The organism is Flavobacterium sp. LC2016-23, assembly GCF_009674775.1.
In the GTDB taxonomy this organism is placed as follows: Bacteria; Bacteroidota; Bacteroidia; order Flavobacteriales; family Flavobacteriaceae; genus Flavobacterium.
This window is the reverse complement of the sequence record NZ_WKKE01000001.1, coordinates 12,528-27,707: the sequence shown is the minus strand read 5'-3', so window position 1 is coordinate 27,707 and position 15,180 is coordinate 12,528. Positions and strand designations below refer to the sequence as shown.

Sequence of the window (15,180 nt, the reverse complement as noted above, 5' to 3'; positions counted from 1 at the left end):
AAACTTTGCGTCCCTGGCGTAAACCCTAGCGAACCTTGCGGTTAGAATCATGATAGCAAAAATAAACAACTTCGAAATCGACTTGTCAAAACCTATCGATATCTCGATTCCGTTAACGAATACAGACGAAAACCCAATTGCCTGGTATATTGAAAAACCGGTTATTGAACCTGTCGTTTTTGGCGAATGGATCGGAAAAGTATCGGAAGGAAAATCTTCGACGAACTTTAATAATATCTTTTTCAATCCTCACGGACACGGAACGCATACGGAATGTCTCGGACATATTACCAATGATTTTTATAGTATCAACCAATCTCTTAAACAGTTCTTCTTTTCAGCAAAACTGATTACCATTCAACCTGAAAAAATCGGTGACGATTTAGTGATTACGAAGGAACACATTTCGACTTCACTCAATGTGACAAAAAACCCGGCTTCGCTCAATGGAAAAACAGAAGCTTTAGTTATCAGAACACTTCCAAATCAAAAAGAGAAAAAATCCCGAAAATATTCGAATACCAATCCGCCTTATTTATCGGAAGAAGCGGCAATTTTTATTCGGGAAAATGGAATTCAGCATTTATTAATCGATCTGCCAAGTGTCGACAAAGAACATGACGAAGGAAAATTGCTTGCTCACAAGGCATTCTGGAACGTAAAAGACACCTTAAATCTAAATTCTGATGCTCGTTTAAACGCTACGATTACCGAAATGATTTATGTTCCCGATGAAATTCAGGATGGGGATTATATCTTAAATTTACAAATTGCTTCTTTTGAAAATGATGCAAGTCCGAGCAAACCCGTTTTATACAATGTAGTATTTTTTTGACAATTAATAATTATTTATTTAATTTGTAATTGTTAAACGTACTAATTAAATATTTTGAAGATGAACAAGAGACAAAACTTTGACCAGATTCAGCGAAAAACTATTGCCATCAGTGTGCTCCTGCTATTTTTTTGTCTCCCTTTTACAAAATCTTACGCCCAGAACAAGCCACAAAAAGATACTGTAAACTTTATTTATTATCCGGATAAAATAATGATTCGGGCAAATTTAAGCACGCAAAGCGACAGTTATTCCTTAAATGATAAAAAAGGAACCAATCTGGATTTGGAAACCAATAACAGTTACAAACTATTCCTCAATATCGATTATAAATTTATAGGATTCAGCTATGGATTTTACCCGAAAATTTTTGGGGGCAACAAAGACGAAAATTTAAAAGGAAAATCTTCATTCTCAGATTACAATTTCCGCTTCTTTTTAGGAAGATGGCTTCAGACGGTTCAGTACAGTAAAACAAGAGGGTATTATGTATCTAATATGTCTGATTTTTCACCTGACTGGGTCGAAGGAAAAGATCCTTATCTTCAGTTTCCGGATTTTAAAACGATACAATTTGGAATGTCAACATCCTTTATTTTTAATCCTAAGTTTTCGCTTAAAAGTATTACCTCACTTACGGAATGGCAAAAGAAGAGTGCGGGAAGTTTTGTTCCGTCCTTAATTTACAACTACAATACCATCAAATCAAAAACAGATGACCTTGACGGCAAACAAAAAGAATTTGACCTTCGATTAGCGGCGGGATATTACTATAATTTCATTATCTGGGAAAGATTTTATATTGCCCCAAATCTATCCCCATCCGTTGGTGTAAAATTTTTAAGAGACAAGAGTACTAATGCAGGTGTTACAACTATTGAGAAAAATACTTACTTCACCCGAAACCTTGAGGGTGGTATAAAAATAGGCTACAATAGTAGTCGGATACTTTGCGGAGCAAGCTTAAATTTTAGCAGCAGTTCGTATAATGAAGATAAATCTACCAGTATTTCTAATGACAAAGTCTACGGATTATTGTATTTTGGCTATCGTTTTGATGCCCCCGGATTTATTAGAAAACCAATTGAAAAAATTGAAGGACAAATTAAAATGTAATGAATACTAAAAAGCTTTAAAGTTTGTTTAGACTATTGTAATGCAAAAAAAGACCATGAATCAGATTACCGTTTCGACCGATAAAAACAAACTTGATGTTCCGTTTATACAACACTTTTTAAAAGATATTTACTGGGCTGCGGGAAGAACTATTGAAGAGGTACAAAAAACAATAGATTCCTCTGTCTGCTTTGGAATTTACTTAGACAACAAACAAATTGGCTTTGCACGCGTAATTACCGATTATGTGGTTTTTGGATATGTAATGGATGTTTTTATTACGAAAGAACATCGCGGCAAAGGATATTCGTCCGTCTTGATCGAGAATATGATGAACGAACCCGTTTTAAAAGATATTAAAATCTGGAGACTGGCCACAACAGATGCTCACTTTTTATACGAGAAATTTGGCTTTACTGCATTGGAAAACCCTGAAAAAATGATGGAAAAGAAATTACTATGAAAACAACAATCAAACTGGAAGAATTAGGCTTATTTATTCTCGGAATCTATTTATTCAGCCTCCTGAATTACGAATGGTGGTGGTTTTTGGCCCTTATCTTAGCCCCCGATCTATCGATGCTGGGTTACATCTTCGGAAATAAAAGCGGTGCCTTTTCCTATAACTTTTTTCACCATAAAGGAATTGCTGTTTTAGTTTATTTTTCAGGTATTTATTTCAAAATCGAAATTTTACAATTGGCGGGAATTATTTTATTTTCACATGCTGCGATGGATAGAATCTTTGGTTATGGATTAAAATACACCACCGGATTCAAAGACACTCATTTAGGTGAAATTGGTAAAAACAATACGATATGAATTTAGAAACGTTTTACGAATATTGTCTTTCGAAAAAAGGAACAACCGAACATTTCCCGTTTGATGAGGATACACTGGTTTTTAAAGTGGGCGGAAAAATGTTTGCTTTATCGTCCTTATCGCAATGGGAAAAGAACGAACCTTCTGTAAATTTAAAATGCGATCCGGAACGTGCGCAAGAGCTAAGAGCCGAATATGAAGAGATCAAACCGGGCTTTCATATGAGTAAAGTGCACTGGAATACAATAGCACTAAACGGAAATCTGCCAGTGAAATTTGTAAAAGAATTAATAGATCATTCGTACGAACTGGTTTTCAAAAGTTTGACGAAGAAAATTCAAAATGAAATTATTGAATTAGAAAATTAGGCATTACATTTGCATCGTTAGAAAAAAAACGTAGCCACTCAGTCCCGATAGCTGTCGCGATTGTAACTTAGCAACTTATACCCCATGAAAGAACAATTTAAAAAGTTTTTAAACGAAGAACAAGATCCAAAAGCGATTGAAAAAATCACTTCAAAACTCAATGATTTATTGATGAAAGGTGAAGAAGTTGGATACATCGCGGTTCAGAAAAAACCGGCAATAACTGTTTTTCCTGATAGTATTGTCTTAACAAACAAAAGAATTATTATTTGTAAACCTAAAAATTTAGGTCTTTCAATGGACTTTACAGATTATACCTGGGATGAAATCGTGGGTACTTTTGTAAAAGAAAACATTTTAGGTTCTGAGTTTTCTTTTTCTACGAAAACTGATATTCAGGCTTCTATAGATTATATTCCTAAGATTCAGGCCCGTAAAATTTTTACGTATGCCAAAGAGCAACTGGACATCTTAAAAAACCCAACTGCTTCAACTCCTGTAACAGAAGCTGTTCAGACAGAAGAAGTACAAACAGAAGACGAAATCGAAGAAGTGGAAACAGAAGAAGTAACCAGTTTTGCAGAAATTATGCCGGCTACTACTCCATCTTATACGGAGACTTTTGAGCAAATCCAGCCTCAGGCTCCAACCGGAGATCGTAAATTAAGTGAATTATCAAAAGAAGAACTTTTTGATAAATTACAGAATTACAAAAAGTTACTGGATAACGGTTTGATCATGCAGGGTGAATACGATACATTCAAAAAAGAAATTTTAAGCTACATGTAATTTTAAACCGCAAGGAGCGCGAGGTTTTACGCAGTGTTCGCAAAAGTTATAAAAAAAACATCCTATTAAATAGGATGTTTTTTTTATGCTTTTTTCTTGTGTGCTTTGCGTAAAACCTCGCGCTCCTTGCGGTTAATTCTACAAAGTAGCCTTCTGTTTTTCTACAAAACTATTGGACTGCAGTTCTAATAAATCCGTTGCGTTTTTACGCTGCAAATCATACAGGCTTTTATCTTCGGCGATATCTGCGTAAACCCTGTCGTGCATTTCGGCGCTGGTTTTAACCAATAAATCACGTTGGTATTTATTCTGCGCTAAAGTAGCTTTTACAGCTGTTTCGGATTCTTCCTGCTTGAAATCAAATTCACCTTTCGGTGCTAATAGTTTGGCAATAATCGGAGAAGTCTCAATCGCCAGAAACAATAACATGATAAAGAATGACGGCAGCCAGGGTAATTTGTCCAAAGCATTAATTCTCGCCATTAAACCATCAAAACCTTCAATAATGGGTTGCGTTTGCGATACTTTTTTATCTAAATCAGCCTGAAGCTGTTTTCCTGTCTTTTCTTTTTCAGCGATTTTTGCTTCGTTAGCGGCTTTTAGCGTTGCGAATTCTTTGAGAGAAGCATCGTGTTTTTCCCTTTTTTCTTTATAAACCGGACCTTTTCCTAATTTCTTAGTTCCTGCCGTTCCTTCCGCTTCGGTGATATAGGTTGAATATAAAGCATTTACTTCTTTCTCTTTTTTCAGGATATCATTTTTCAAAGCCGTAATCTCCGCTTTATTCTTGTCTAAGTCTGATTTGAAATAATTACCAACCTGTTTTTTGTTGGCAAGTTCCATTTCATTTTTTTCTTTCAGTAAAACTGTATTGATTTCTTTTTCGAAAATTTTAATTTCCAATGGCTTCGAAATGACAATGGCAATGATAACAGCCAGCATAATTCGCGGTGTAGCCTGAAGAAATTCATCGAAAAAACGATCTCTTTTTTTAATCGTCGAAACGATAAAGCGATCTAAATTGAAGATTAATAAACTCCATACAAATCCGAAAATCAACGCCGGATAAATAGAGTCAAAAACAGTAAAAAGCGCATAAGCACTGGCTAAGAAAGCCATAACTGCAGTAAAAAAAACAGTGGCCCCAATACCTACATATTTGGTTTGTTCCCCTTCTGAACAGCCGTCCAGCAGGTCTCGGTCGACTCCTGAACAAAGGATAAAAAATTGTTTTAACATGATTGATGATTTTTGATTGATGATTATTTCGTCAGTTCGCCCTTTGGGCTCGTGTGATAGGGCAAATTTAGCGCCAAAAATTTAATTCTGAGGTAAATACTTGATTTGTTTTCACTTGAGGGTATAAAATTCATTTTTTATTAAATGTTATTACAACATTAATCTATTTCTAATGTTGGCCAGGAATCATAACACTATGTTAATTTTTTTTAATGACTTTAGTAACATTAAGGTTCTAGTTTCGCAAAAATCAAACTAAACACACGATGAAAAAAATTTATTTAGTAGTAACATTCATGCTTTTGACCTTTGCCGGTTATGCTCAAAAGGCAATAATATCAGGAAAAGTATTAGATGCAGATGACAAACTTCCCTTGCCCGGAGCAATGATTCAGATTGTAGGCGAAAACAAATACACTGTTTCCGATTATAATGGTCGTTTCGAATTGCTTAATATAAATGTCGGTACCTACCAGGTTTTAGTAAAATATATTGGTTATACGTCAATAACACATGAAATAACAGTTGAACAAGGAAAAAATAATGTACTTGACTTTGTCCTAAAAGCGTCAGGAACTGAATTGAATGAGGTGATTGTCGGAGACATCTTAAAAGGTCAGGCCAAAGCCTTAAACCAGCAAAAAAACAATAAAAATATCGGAAACGTAATCTCCTCGGATCAGGTAGGCCGTTTTCCTGATGCCAATGTGGGAGATGCCTTAAAACGTGTTCCGGGAATCACCATGCAAAATGATCAGGGTGAAGCACGTAATATCATCATAAGAGGTTTAGCACCTTCACTGAACTCAGTTACACTAAATGGCGACAGAATTCCATCTGCCGAAGGAGATAACAGAAACGTACAAATGGATTTGATTCCGTCTGATATGATTTCGACTATCGAAGTCAATAAAACCTTAACTTCAGATATGGATGCAGATGCTATTGGAGGTTCTGTAAATTTAATTACCAGAGCTACTCCAAACGGCGAAAGAATCTCTGCTACTCTTGCCGGAGGTTATTTACCAATACGCGAAAATGCAAGCTATACAGCTGGTTTGGTATATGGAAACCGTTTTTTTGACAACAAATTAGGGGCTGTTTTCAGCGGATCTTATAATAATGTAGATTATGGCTCCGACAACGTCGAAAACGAGTGGGTAAAAGATGAATTTGGAAATGAATATTTACAAGCTTCAGAAGTTAGAAAATACGATGTACAGCGTATTCGCCGCAGCGGATCTGTTGCACTAGATTATAAATTTGACGAAAACAATACCATTTTCGCCAATGCCATTTATAACTGGAGAGATGACAGGGAAAATCGATTCAGAACCACTTACGATGATATCGAACCGATTTACAATGGCGAAACGATTACCGGATTTGAAGGCCGTGTAAAACGCCAGACAAAAGGTGGAGTTGACAACAGCAGAAACAAAAACAGAAGATTGGAAGATCAGCGTGTGCAGAATTATTCTATTCGCGGAGAGCATTTAATCAACTCGAAATTAGATTTGGACTGGTCGGCAAATTACGCCAAAGCGAGAGAATACCGTCCGGGTGAACGTTATATCGAATACCGTCAAAAAGGTTTGGAAATCAACGAAAACTTATCTGATTTGAGATTTCCGTTATTAACTACAACCGGAGAATCTGTCGAGGATTTCAAATTTGATTCCGTAACAGAAAATACAGATGATACAAGCGAAAGTGAATTTGGTGCCAAAGTAAACATCCGTTTTCCCTTTACGATTATTCCTGCTCAAAAAGGAAGGTTAAGAACAGGACTTAGACTTCGTTTAAAAGAAAAAAAGAGAGATAATATTTTCTTTTCATACGAACCAACAGGCGATGGAATGGAATTATTATCAGAAGTTCCAACAAGTTATTTTGATGGTAAAAGCTTTAATCCGGGTAGCAAATATGTTCCGGGAACCTTTGCTTCTGCCAGTTTCTTAGGAAGCCTTGATTTGAATAATCCTGCGTTATTTGATAAAGAAGCGGATGCGGCCGAATATTTAGCGGTAAATTATAATGCCAAAGAAAACATTTATGCGGCTTATGTAAGATGGGATCAGGATTTCAATGACAAACTATCCATGGTATTGGGTTTCCGTGTTGAAAACACGCATATTGACTACACAGGAAATCGTGTCTTAGACGAAGAAGAATTAGAAAGTAAAATCAATACGACCAATTCGTATACCAACGTATTGCCAAGCATCTCATTCCAATATAATGCGACGAAAGATTTAGTTTTAAGAGCGGCGGCTACAACTGCTTTGGCAAGACCAAACTATTATGCACTGGCTCCCTACGTTAACAATATTGCTGCCGATAAAGAAATTACAGCCGGAAATCCGGACCTTGACGTCACGTATTCCTATAACTATGATTTCATGGCAGAAAATTATTTCAAGTCTGTCGGATTAATTTCAGGAGGTGTTTTCTACAAAAAATTAAATGATTTCATTTACAACTACAGCGACAACCAATATACGGATGTAAAATTTGCCAATGATTTCCCAAATCAGGCCAATCCAATTCCGGCGGGCGAAAACTGGTCATTTGTACAATCCAGAAACGGGGATACTGTTGATGTGTACGGTTTTGAAGTCGCTTTCCAGCGTCAGTTAGATTTCCTTCCGGGAAAATTTCTGAAAGGTTTTGGAATCTACCTGAACTACACCTACACCAAATCTAAAGCGAAAGGAATCGCCGATGAAGACGGAAACGAAAGAAACAACATCAGCCTTCCGGGAACCACCCCTCATATGTTTAACGGATCGTTATCGTGGGAAAACAAAAGATTCTCTGCCAGAGTTTCGACCAACTTTACTTCTGATTATTTAGATGAATTAGGTTCAGAGTCTTACAAAGACAGCTATTACGACAAACAGCTTTTTGTTGATGCCAATGCTTCTTTCAAAATCACACCGAAATTACGTCTTTTTGCAGAAGCCAATAATTTAACCAACCAACCGTTGCGCTACTATCAAGGTATCGAAGCGCATACCAAACAAGCAGAATATTACCAGGCCAGATATAATTTTGGATTGAAATTAGACTTGTAATAATCAATTTATATAATTCTTAAATTAGACAGGGCTTAACCGCTCTGTCTAATTGCATTAAAATAATGAGCCAAATGAAAAATAAATCAATACTGTACTTTTTACTTTTATGTGTTTTATTCACAGCTTGTAAAGAGGATAAATTAGCACCCGTTGCTACGAACGCCGTAAAACCAACAGCCGTTACAGCACCTTTGCCCCACGATACGGATGATCCTTCTATCTGGATTCACCCTACAGATCCTTCAAAAAGTATAATTGTGGGAACTGATAAAGACACCGATGGCGGTTTGTACGCTTTTGATCTGAACGGGAAAATTCTAAAAAAATCAATTCCGTTAAAAAGACCAAACAATGTTGATATTGCTTACGGCTTAGTAATTGACGGAAAAAAAACAGACATTGCCGTTACTACAGAACGCGAAAGCAACAAAATCAGAATTTTCAGCCTGCCGGATTTAGAACCAATTGACAATGGCGGAATTCCTGTTTTTGAAGGTGAACCATTACGCGACCCAATGGGAATTGCATTATACACACGCCCAAGCGATAAAAAGATTTTCGCTATTGTAGGCAGAAAATCAGGGCCTTCGGGAAGTTATTTATGGCAATACGAACTTTCAGGTACCGGAAAAACAGCAACTGCAAAAGTAGTTCGCAAATTTGGCGCCTACAGCGGGAAAAAAGAAATCGAAGCCATTGCGGTGGACAACGAATTGGGAACGGTTTTATATTGTGACGAACAATTCGGAATCAGAAAATACAAAGCTGATCCTGCTTTAAACGATAATAAAGAACTAGCACTTTTTGGAAAAACAGGTTTCAAAGCCGATAATGAAGGAATCGCGATTTACAAAAAGACCGATTCTACCGGTTATATTTTAGTATCGAACCAACAAGCCAATACTTTTATGGTATATCCAAGAGAAGGGGCTAAAGGGAATCCGAACAAGTATCCGTTACTGGCAGAAATTCCAACATCCACAATCGAATGTGACGGGGCGGATGTAACCAGCCTTAATTTAGGCGGAAAATATAAAAACGGCCTTTTCGTAGCCATGAGCAACGGAATGGTTTTTCAGTATTATTCCTGGGATTTGATTCAGGCGCGTATCGATAAGGAGTAGTTTTCAGGTTTCAGTCTCAGTCGCAGAGTTCAGTCGCAGTCGCGGTATTCAGTTTTCAGTTTCTTACTGGGGACTGAAAACTGCGACTGAAGACTCACGATCTGTCAGGCTGAGCGAAGTCGAAGCCCCACGCAACGACAAGCCCTTCGACTTCGCTCAGGGTGACATCGAGACTGAGACTGAAAACTGAGACTGAAAACTGAAACCAAGACATAAAAAAAAGCTGTTCATAACGAACAGCTTTTTTAAATTTGAATTAGTAATTTCCTTATTCTGTAATCGGTGCGCCGGCCAAAATTTCGGCATTGGCAAACTCTTCAAATTTGGCAAAATTAGCTTTGAATTTCTGAGCCAGTTCAATTGCTTTTTTGTCGTATAAATCTTTGTCTTCCCAGGTGTTTCTTGGATTCAGAATCTCGCTTGGAACATTCGGGCAGCTTTGTGGTTTTGCGATTCCAAAAACAGCGTGGTTTTTAAATTCTACATTGTCCAATTCACCGTTTAGTGCGGCAGTAATCATCGCACGGGTATATTTCAATTTCATACGCGTTCCGGTTCCATAAGCACCACCAGTCCAGCCAGTATTAATCAACCATACTTTTACATCTGCATCTTTCATCTTTTTAGTCAGCATTTCTGCATAACGAGTGGGGTGCAAAGGCATGAATGGCGCTCCAAAACAAGCGGAGAAATTCGGTTGTGGTTCTGTAACTCCAGCTTCAGTCCCTGCAACTTTAGCCGTATATCCGGAGATAAAATGGTAAGCAGCCTGACCCGGAGTCAGTTTTGAGATTGGAGGCAAAATTCCGAAAGAATCTGCCGTTAAGAAAAATATATTTTTAGGATTATGTCCGATAGACCCCGGCTGAATATTGTCGATATGGGTTATTGGGTAACTTACACGTGTATTTTGAGTAATCGAAACATCATCATAATCCACTTCATTTGTTCCTGCTTTGAAAACCACATTTTCTAAAAGCGCTCCTTTTTTGATCGCTCTGAAAATGTCCGGCTCGTTTTCTTCCGTTAAATTAATAACTTTAGCATAGCAGCCCCCTTCAAAATTGAAAACGGTATTTTCAGCAGTCCATCCGTGTTCATCATCACCAATTAACTTACGTGCAGGATCTGCCGATAAAGTTGTTTTTCCTGTACCTGACAATCCGAAGAAAATGGCCGTATCTCCTGCTTCACCCACATTGGCGCTGCAGTGCATTGGTAGTGTATTTTTGAAAACCGGCAAAATGAAATTCAGGGCAGAAAAAATTCCCTTTTTCATTTCTCCCGTGTATCCTGTCCCTCCGATAAGGGCAATTTTTTTAGTAAAATCCAGAATCGCAAAATTAGACTGGCGTGTTCCGTCTACAGCAGGATCTGCCATAAAACTTGGTGCACAAATTACCGTCCACTCCGGGGTAAAATTAGCTAATTCCGAATCTTCAGGTCTTAAGAACATATTGTAACAAAACAAATTAGACCATGCTGTTTCGGTTACTACACGAACATTTAATCTGTAATTGGCATCAGAGCAAACGTAAGAGTCTCTGACGAATACTTCTTTATGAGATAAAAACTGAGTTACTTTATGATATAACTTTTCAAAAGCTTCCGGTGAAAACGGGATATTTACGTTTCCCCACCAAACTTTATCTTCTGTAATGCTGTCTTTTACGATAAAACGATCTTGTGGAGAACGTCCTGTAAATTCGCCCGTATTAATTGCCAACGCTCCCGTAGAGTTCTCAACACCCTGGCCTGCCTGCAAAGTAATCGCATGCAATTCATCTGCTGATAATTGATAACGAACTGTTGCATTTTCAATTCCTAGTTCTTTCAGCGAAATCGATTGCGTGAAAAGTGTGTTAGTGTCCATAAATTTTGTTGTTGTGTGTGTTTCTTTTTTTAGTGAACAAACATAATTACTTTGATTCTAAGCTTTTATACTCAAAACATGAATTGTTATATTTTTTATCAATACAGATAAAAACGAATAAAAATTCACATAAGCAATCTTATATGTTATTTATGAGACAAAATTAAAGATTAATTTTTAGATAGAATTTTTTATTCGGGATTTTATGATTTTTTCTTCAAAATAGTAGCAAATAACACCAACCATGCAAGAATTAATAAAAATCCTCCTAAAGGTGTTGCGAATACGATAATTTTTGAATCAAAAACAGTGTACTCCTTTGTTACTAATAAATAGATAGATCCGCTAAACAGCACAACACCGGCAACCGCCAGATTATAGATGGTCTTTAAGGTTTTTTCAGCAATATCTTTTCGGGTCGATAGGAAAAACAGGAAAAAAGCATGGTACATCTGATAACGGACACCCACTTCAAAAGTATTTAATTGTTCAACCGATAACCATTTTTTAAGAAGATGAGCTCCGAAAGCTCCGAGAATGATAGCTAACATCCCGATAAATGCACCTGTTAAAACAATTTTTCTTTTCATGTTTTCTATGTTTTCAATATTTAAAACAAAAATACTTCAAACCATTTAAAAAACTTTTCTCTTTTCAAAAATCTTTTGCAGTAAAGGGAATTTGTTCGTTTTATTCTTAAAATTAAAAATAAATGATTTTTTTTGAATATTACGATTGTTATATTTATAACATTTTAATATATTTGTGTTATAAATATAAAACATGAGAAGCATTTTAATTATTGGAGCCGGTCGGTCTGCCTCTTCGCTGATCCGTTATTTACTCTCCAAATCAGAGAGCGAAAATCTACACCTTATTGTAGCCGACTTATCTTTAGCCCTGGCCGAAAAAAAGACGCAGCAACATCCGAATGCCACTCCAATAGCTTTAGACATATTTAATATTACCGAAAGAAAAGAAGCAATACAAAAAGCATCTATTGTCATATCAATGTTGCCGGCACATTTGCATATTGAAATAGCCAAAGACTGTATTCAATTCGGGAAACACCTTGTCACCGCCTCTTATATAAGTGATGCCATGCAGGCATTAGATGAAGAAGCCAAAGCAAACAACCTGATCTTTATGAATGAAATTGGTCTTGACCCCGGAATAGATCATATGAGTGCCATGAAAGTGATTGATGAAATTAGGGCAAAAGGCGGAAAAATGCTGCTTTTTGAATCTTTTTGCGGCGGATTGGTCGCTCCTGAATCCGACAATAATTTATGGAATTATAAATTTACCTGGGCACCCCGAAATGTAGTTTTAGCAGGACAGGGCGGTGCCGCTAAGTTTGTTCAGGAAGGTACCTACAAATACATCCCGTATTGCAATTTATTCCGAAGAACTGAATTTCTTGAAGTGGAAGGCTACGGAAAATTTGAAGCGTATTCTAATCGTGATTCGTTAAAATACCGCTCTATTTACGGATTAGATGATATCCTGACGTTATACAGAGGAACCATCAGAAGAGTGGGTTATTCGAAAGCCTGGAATATGTTTGTACAGCTTGGAATGACAGATGACAGCTATATTATGGAAGATTCCGAAAACATGAGCTACCGCCAGTTTGTGAATTCTTTTTTACCGTACCACCCAACCGATTCAGTTGAAATAAAAACCCGACTGATCTTAAAAATTGATCAGGACGATATTATGTGGGATAAACTTCTGGAACTGGATTTGTTCAATCCGCATAAAAAAGTGAATTTATCGAATGCCACTCCGGCCCAGATCTTAGAAAAAATACTTTCAGACAGCTGGACATTAGAGCCAGACGACAAAGATATGATTGTCATGTACCACAAATTCGGATACGAAATCAACGGCGAGAAAAAGCAAATCGATTCTAAAATGGTTTGCATCGGAGACGATCAGACCTATACCGCGATGGCAAAAACCGTCGGATTACCGGTTGCCATGGCTACTTTATTGATTTTGAATGGAAAAATTACAACCCCAGGCGTTCAGCTTCCGATAAACAAAGAAGTGTATCTGCCTATTTTAAAAGAATTAGAAGAGTATGGTGTTATTTTCAACGAACAAACCATGCCTTACTTTGGATATAATCCGGACTTGTTTTAGTTCTGATTTATTTATTTTTTTTGAGAATTTTTTTAGTTTTTAATTGTATCCGCTTCTGAAATTTCAGAAGCGGATTTTTTTTCTTTTATTTATCGTTTTGAATTGTGATCGGTAAGGCATATGTTACACGCACAGGCTTACCTTCCTGCGTCGCGGGATTCCATTTTGGAGAAAGTTTTAAAACTCTTGTTGCTTCATCACCTAAGCCATTCCCTAAATCTTTTAGAATTTTAATATCAGACAAGCTTCCATCTTTTTCAACCATAAACTCCATTAATACTTTCCCTTGTATTTTGTTCTTGGATGCTGCCGCGGGCATTTTGAAATTTTTACCAATAAATTTGTAGAATTCGACCATTCCACCAGGGAATTCAGGGCTTTTTACACTAGTAGTATCGTAACTAACAGCAAATCCTTCCTTCAATTTTGGGGAACTTTTTTCTGTTTGAGCGATTGTTCTGCTGCTAAAAACAAGCAACAACAAAGTACCAACAATGCTTACGGTACATATTTTCAATACAACTTTAATCGGAGATTCTTTTTTGGTCATCATAAGTAAACGCTTTTTAGTTATTAGATAATTGATGTTACTCGCCAGAGCAACCGTATTTTTATTCAAAGCAAAATCGAGTAACAGATTTTGATAATTTTCAACTGATTGGAACTGAACATTTACAGCTTCATCAGCCAAAAATTCGTGATTGAGTTTGATGGCTTTTTTATAGAAGACAAGCAATGGATTAAACCAAAAGACGATTTGCAGGATCTCGATAAAAAGAATATCGAAACTATGTTTTTGCTGCAAATGCGCTTTTTCATGCGCTATTAATTCTGATGGAATTTTACCTTTTTCGAATTCCTCTTTATTGATGAAAATCGTATTCAAAAAGGAGTGTGGCAAAACAGTTTCCTGCAGTAACACTATTTTTTCATCATTTATTACCAGTACTTCACTTCTTCTGGTCTTTTTATAAAATGAATAGAGATTCACAAAAAAACGAATACCGAATAAGCTGACCATGAAAACATAAATCGAAAGGATTAAACCGATTATAAAATCATTTACTGAGATGGAGCTTAGGTTTTCAGTACCTTTTCGAATCACCAGTTCATTCAGCTGAACAATTCCGGTTTCATTCGAAATAATCGATTGAAATGAAACAAGCTGAAGGGGAATAACCAAACTAAAAACCAGGCTCAAAAGCAAATAAGCCCTGTTAAAACGAAGCATTTTTTCGTTTTCCAGCCACAATTTATATACCGCATAAAAAACAAAAAGCAGTATTCCGGATTTTAAAAGATAGGTGATCATTTTTTCTTTTTTTGAATTTGCGAATCAATTATTTTTCTAAGTTCTTCCAATTCAGAAGTACTAAGATTGGTTTCGGTCGTAAAAAACGAGGCAAACTGCGAGGCCGAATTATTAAAGAAATTACTAATCAGTCCGTTGACATGTTTGGAAAAATAAGGCGTCTTTTCGACCAAAGGATAATATTCCCTCGAATTCCCAAATTCATTATAGGCTACAAATTTCTTATCGATCATCCGTTTTAGCAAAGTCGCGACTGTAGTCGTTGCCGGTTTTGGATCGGGATACGCTTCAAGCAAATCTTTCATAAAAGCCTTTTCAAGCTTCCACAGATGCTCCATTAATTGTTCTTCTGAGTTTGATAATTGCATTTTTTTGAGGTTCTAAGGTTCTGAGTTACTAAGTTTTTGAGTTTTTTTGCCACAGATTAAATCGATTAGATAATTTTTATTCCATGTCTTGCTTCTTGCTTCTATA

The 15,180-nt window shown here is 36.6% G+C and carries 14 protein-coding genes; 9 read left to right on the top strand and 5 right to left on the bottom strand.

Annotated elements, in window-relative coordinates; genetic code table 11:
- The first annotated feature begins 49 nt into the window (after positions 1 to 49).
- The 6 genes from GJU43_RS00145 (at position 50) to GJU43_RS00120 (ending at position 3,930) form a co-directional block, all read left to right on the top strand.
- Positions 50 to 835 (top strand): cyclase family protein, encoded by a 786-nt coding sequence (locus tag GJU43_RS00145; protein WP_154338808.1) that lies wholly within the window; start codon positions 50 to 52, stop codon positions 833 to 835.
- Positions 836 to 895: 60 nt separating this feature from the next.
- Positions 896 to 1,951, top strand: a complete 1,056-nt coding sequence (locus GJU43_RS00140) for a DUF4421 family protein (RefSeq protein WP_154338806.1) — start codon at positions 896 to 898, stop codon at positions 1,949 to 1,951.
- 55 nt (positions 1,952 to 2,006) lie between these two features.
- Positions 2,007 to 2,414 carry a GNAT family N-acetyltransferase gene (locus GJU43_RS00135; protein WP_154338805.1) on the top strand — a complete coding sequence of 136 codons (408 nt, stop codon included), beginning with the start codon at positions 2,007 to 2,009 and terminating at the stop codon, positions 2,412 to 2,414.
- On the top strand, positions 2,411 to 2,773 hold the full coding sequence (locus tag GJU43_RS00130) for a DUF4260 domain-containing protein (RefSeq protein WP_154338803.1): 363 nt from the start codon (positions 2,411 to 2,413) through the stop codon (positions 2,771 to 2,773). Before GJU43_RS00135 ends, GJU43_RS00130 begins: the two co-directional genes overlap by 4 nt.
- On the top strand, positions 2,770 to 3,141 hold the full coding sequence (locus tag GJU43_RS00125) for an MmcQ/YjbR family DNA-binding protein (RefSeq protein ID WP_154338801.1): 372 nt from the start codon (positions 2,770 to 2,772) through the stop codon (positions 3,139 to 3,141). The genes GJU43_RS00130 and GJU43_RS00125 overlap by 4 nt, the downstream gene beginning before the upstream one ends.
- Positions 3,142 to 3,225: 84 nt before the next feature.
- A complete protein-coding gene (locus GJU43_RS00120; protein ID WP_154338799.1) occupies positions 3,226 to 3,930 on the top strand; it encodes a PH domain-containing protein in 705 nt (234 codons plus the stop codon).
- Positions 3,931 to 4,068: 138 nt separating this feature from the next.
- On the opposite strand, the gene GJU43_RS00115 is transcribed toward GJU43_RS00120, so the two are convergent.
- Positions 4,069 to 5,169: a DUF4407 domain-containing protein gene (locus GJU43_RS00115; RefSeq protein WP_154338797.1), complete on the bottom strand. Its 1,101-nt coding sequence runs from the start codon at positions 5,167 to 5,169 to the stop codon at positions 4,069 to 4,071.
- 266 nt (positions 5,170 to 5,435) lie between these two features.
- On the opposite strand from GJU43_RS00115, the gene GJU43_RS00110 reads away from it, so the two are divergent.
- Positions 5,436 to 8,246 carry a TonB-dependent receptor gene (locus GJU43_RS00110; protein ID WP_154338795.1) on the top strand — a complete coding sequence of 937 codons (2,811 nt, stop codon included), beginning with the start codon at positions 5,436 to 5,438 and terminating at the stop codon, positions 8,244 to 8,246.
- A gap of 74 nt (positions 8,247 to 8,320) precedes the next feature.
- Positions 8,321 to 9,373, top strand: coding sequence for a phytase (locus GJU43_RS00105; protein ID WP_154338793.1), 1,053 nt, complete (start codon positions 8,321 to 8,323; stop codon positions 9,371 to 9,373).
- Between the two features lie 268 nt (positions 9,374 to 9,641).
- Here the strand turns inward: GJU43_RS00105 and pckA are convergent, their stop codons facing one another.
- Both pckA and GJU43_RS00095 read right to left on the bottom strand, forming a co-directional pair.
- Positions 9,642 to 11,246, bottom strand: coding sequence for a phosphoenolpyruvate carboxykinase (ATP) (gene pckA / locus GJU43_RS00100; protein ID WP_154338791.1), 1,605 nt, complete (start codon positions 11,244 to 11,246; stop codon positions 9,642 to 9,644).
- Between the two features lie 203 nt (positions 11,247 to 11,449).
- Positions 11,450 to 11,836 carry a DUF423 domain-containing protein gene (locus GJU43_RS00095; protein WP_154338789.1) on the bottom strand — a complete coding sequence of 129 codons (387 nt, stop codon included), beginning with the start codon at positions 11,834 to 11,836 and terminating at the stop codon, positions 11,450 to 11,452.
- A gap of 193 nt (positions 11,837 to 12,029) precedes the next feature.
- On the opposite strand from GJU43_RS00095, the gene GJU43_RS00090 reads away from it, so the two are divergent.
- On the top strand, positions 12,030 to 13,394 hold the full coding sequence (locus GJU43_RS00090) for a saccharopine dehydrogenase family protein (protein ID WP_154338787.1): 1,365 nt from the start codon (positions 12,030 to 12,032) through the stop codon (positions 13,392 to 13,394).
- Between the two features lie 85 nt (positions 13,395 to 13,479).
- On the opposite strand, the gene GJU43_RS00085 is transcribed toward GJU43_RS00090, so the two are convergent.
- Complete coding sequence (locus GJU43_RS00085) at positions 13,480 to 14,706, bottom strand: energy transducer TonB (protein ID WP_154338785.1); 1,227 nt, start codon at positions 14,704 to 14,706, stop codon at positions 13,480 to 13,482.
- Positions 14,703 to 15,074, bottom strand: a complete 372-nt coding sequence (locus tag GJU43_RS00080; protein ID WP_154338783.1) for a BlaI/MecI/CopY family transcriptional regulator — start codon at positions 15,072 to 15,074, stop codon at positions 14,703 to 14,705. The genes GJU43_RS00085 and GJU43_RS00080 overlap by 4 nt, the downstream gene beginning before the upstream one ends.
- Positions 15,075 to 15,180 lie beyond the last annotated feature (106 nt).

Coding starts and splice junctions, on each gene's coding strand:
- GJU43_RS00145 (WP_154338808.1), top strand. CDS start 50: ATGATAGCAAAAATAAACAACTTCGAAATCGACTTGTCAAAACCTATC.
- GJU43_RS00140 (WP_154338806.1), top strand. CDS start 896: ATGAACAAGAGACAAAACTTTGACCAGATTCAGCGAAAAACTATTGCC.
- GJU43_RS00135 (WP_154338805.1), top strand. CDS start 2,007: ATGAATCAGATTACCGTTTCGACCGATAAAAACAAACTTGATGTTCCG.
- GJU43_RS00130 (WP_154338803.1), top strand. CDS start 2,411: ATGAAAACAACAATCAAACTGGAAGAATTAGGCTTATTTATTCTCGGA.
- GJU43_RS00125 (WP_154338801.1), top strand. CDS start 2,770: ATGAATTTAGAAACGTTTTACGAATATTGTCTTTCGAAAAAAGGAACA.
- GJU43_RS00120 (WP_154338799.1), top strand. CDS start 3,226: ATGAAAGAACAATTTAAAAAGTTTTTAAACGAAGAACAAGATCCAAAA.
- GJU43_RS00115 (WP_154338797.1), bottom strand. CDS start 5,169: ATGTTAAAACAATTTTTTATCCTTTGTTCAGGAGTCGACCGAGACCTG.
- GJU43_RS00110 (WP_154338795.1), top strand. CDS start 5,436: ATGAAAAAAATTTATTTAGTAGTAACATTCATGCTTTTGACCTTTGCC.
- GJU43_RS00105 (WP_154338793.1), top strand. CDS start 8,321: ATGAAAAATAAATCAATACTGTACTTTTTACTTTTATGTGTTTTATTC.
- pckA (WP_154338791.1), bottom strand. CDS start 11,246: ATGGACACTAACACACTTTTCACGCAATCGATTTCGCTGAAAGAACTA.
- GJU43_RS00095 (WP_154338789.1), bottom strand. CDS start 11,836: ATGAAAAGAAAAATTGTTTTAACAGGTGCATTTATCGGGATGTTAGCT.
- GJU43_RS00090 (WP_154338787.1), top strand. CDS start 12,030: ATGAGAAGCATTTTAATTATTGGAGCCGGTCGGTCTGCCTCTTCGCTG.
- GJU43_RS00085 (WP_154338785.1), bottom strand. CDS start 14,706: ATGATCACCTATCTTTTAAAATCCGGAATACTGCTTTTTGTTTTTTAT.
- GJU43_RS00080 (WP_154338783.1), bottom strand. CDS start 15,074: ATGCAATTATCAAACTCAGAAGAACAATTAATGGAGCATCTGTGGAAG.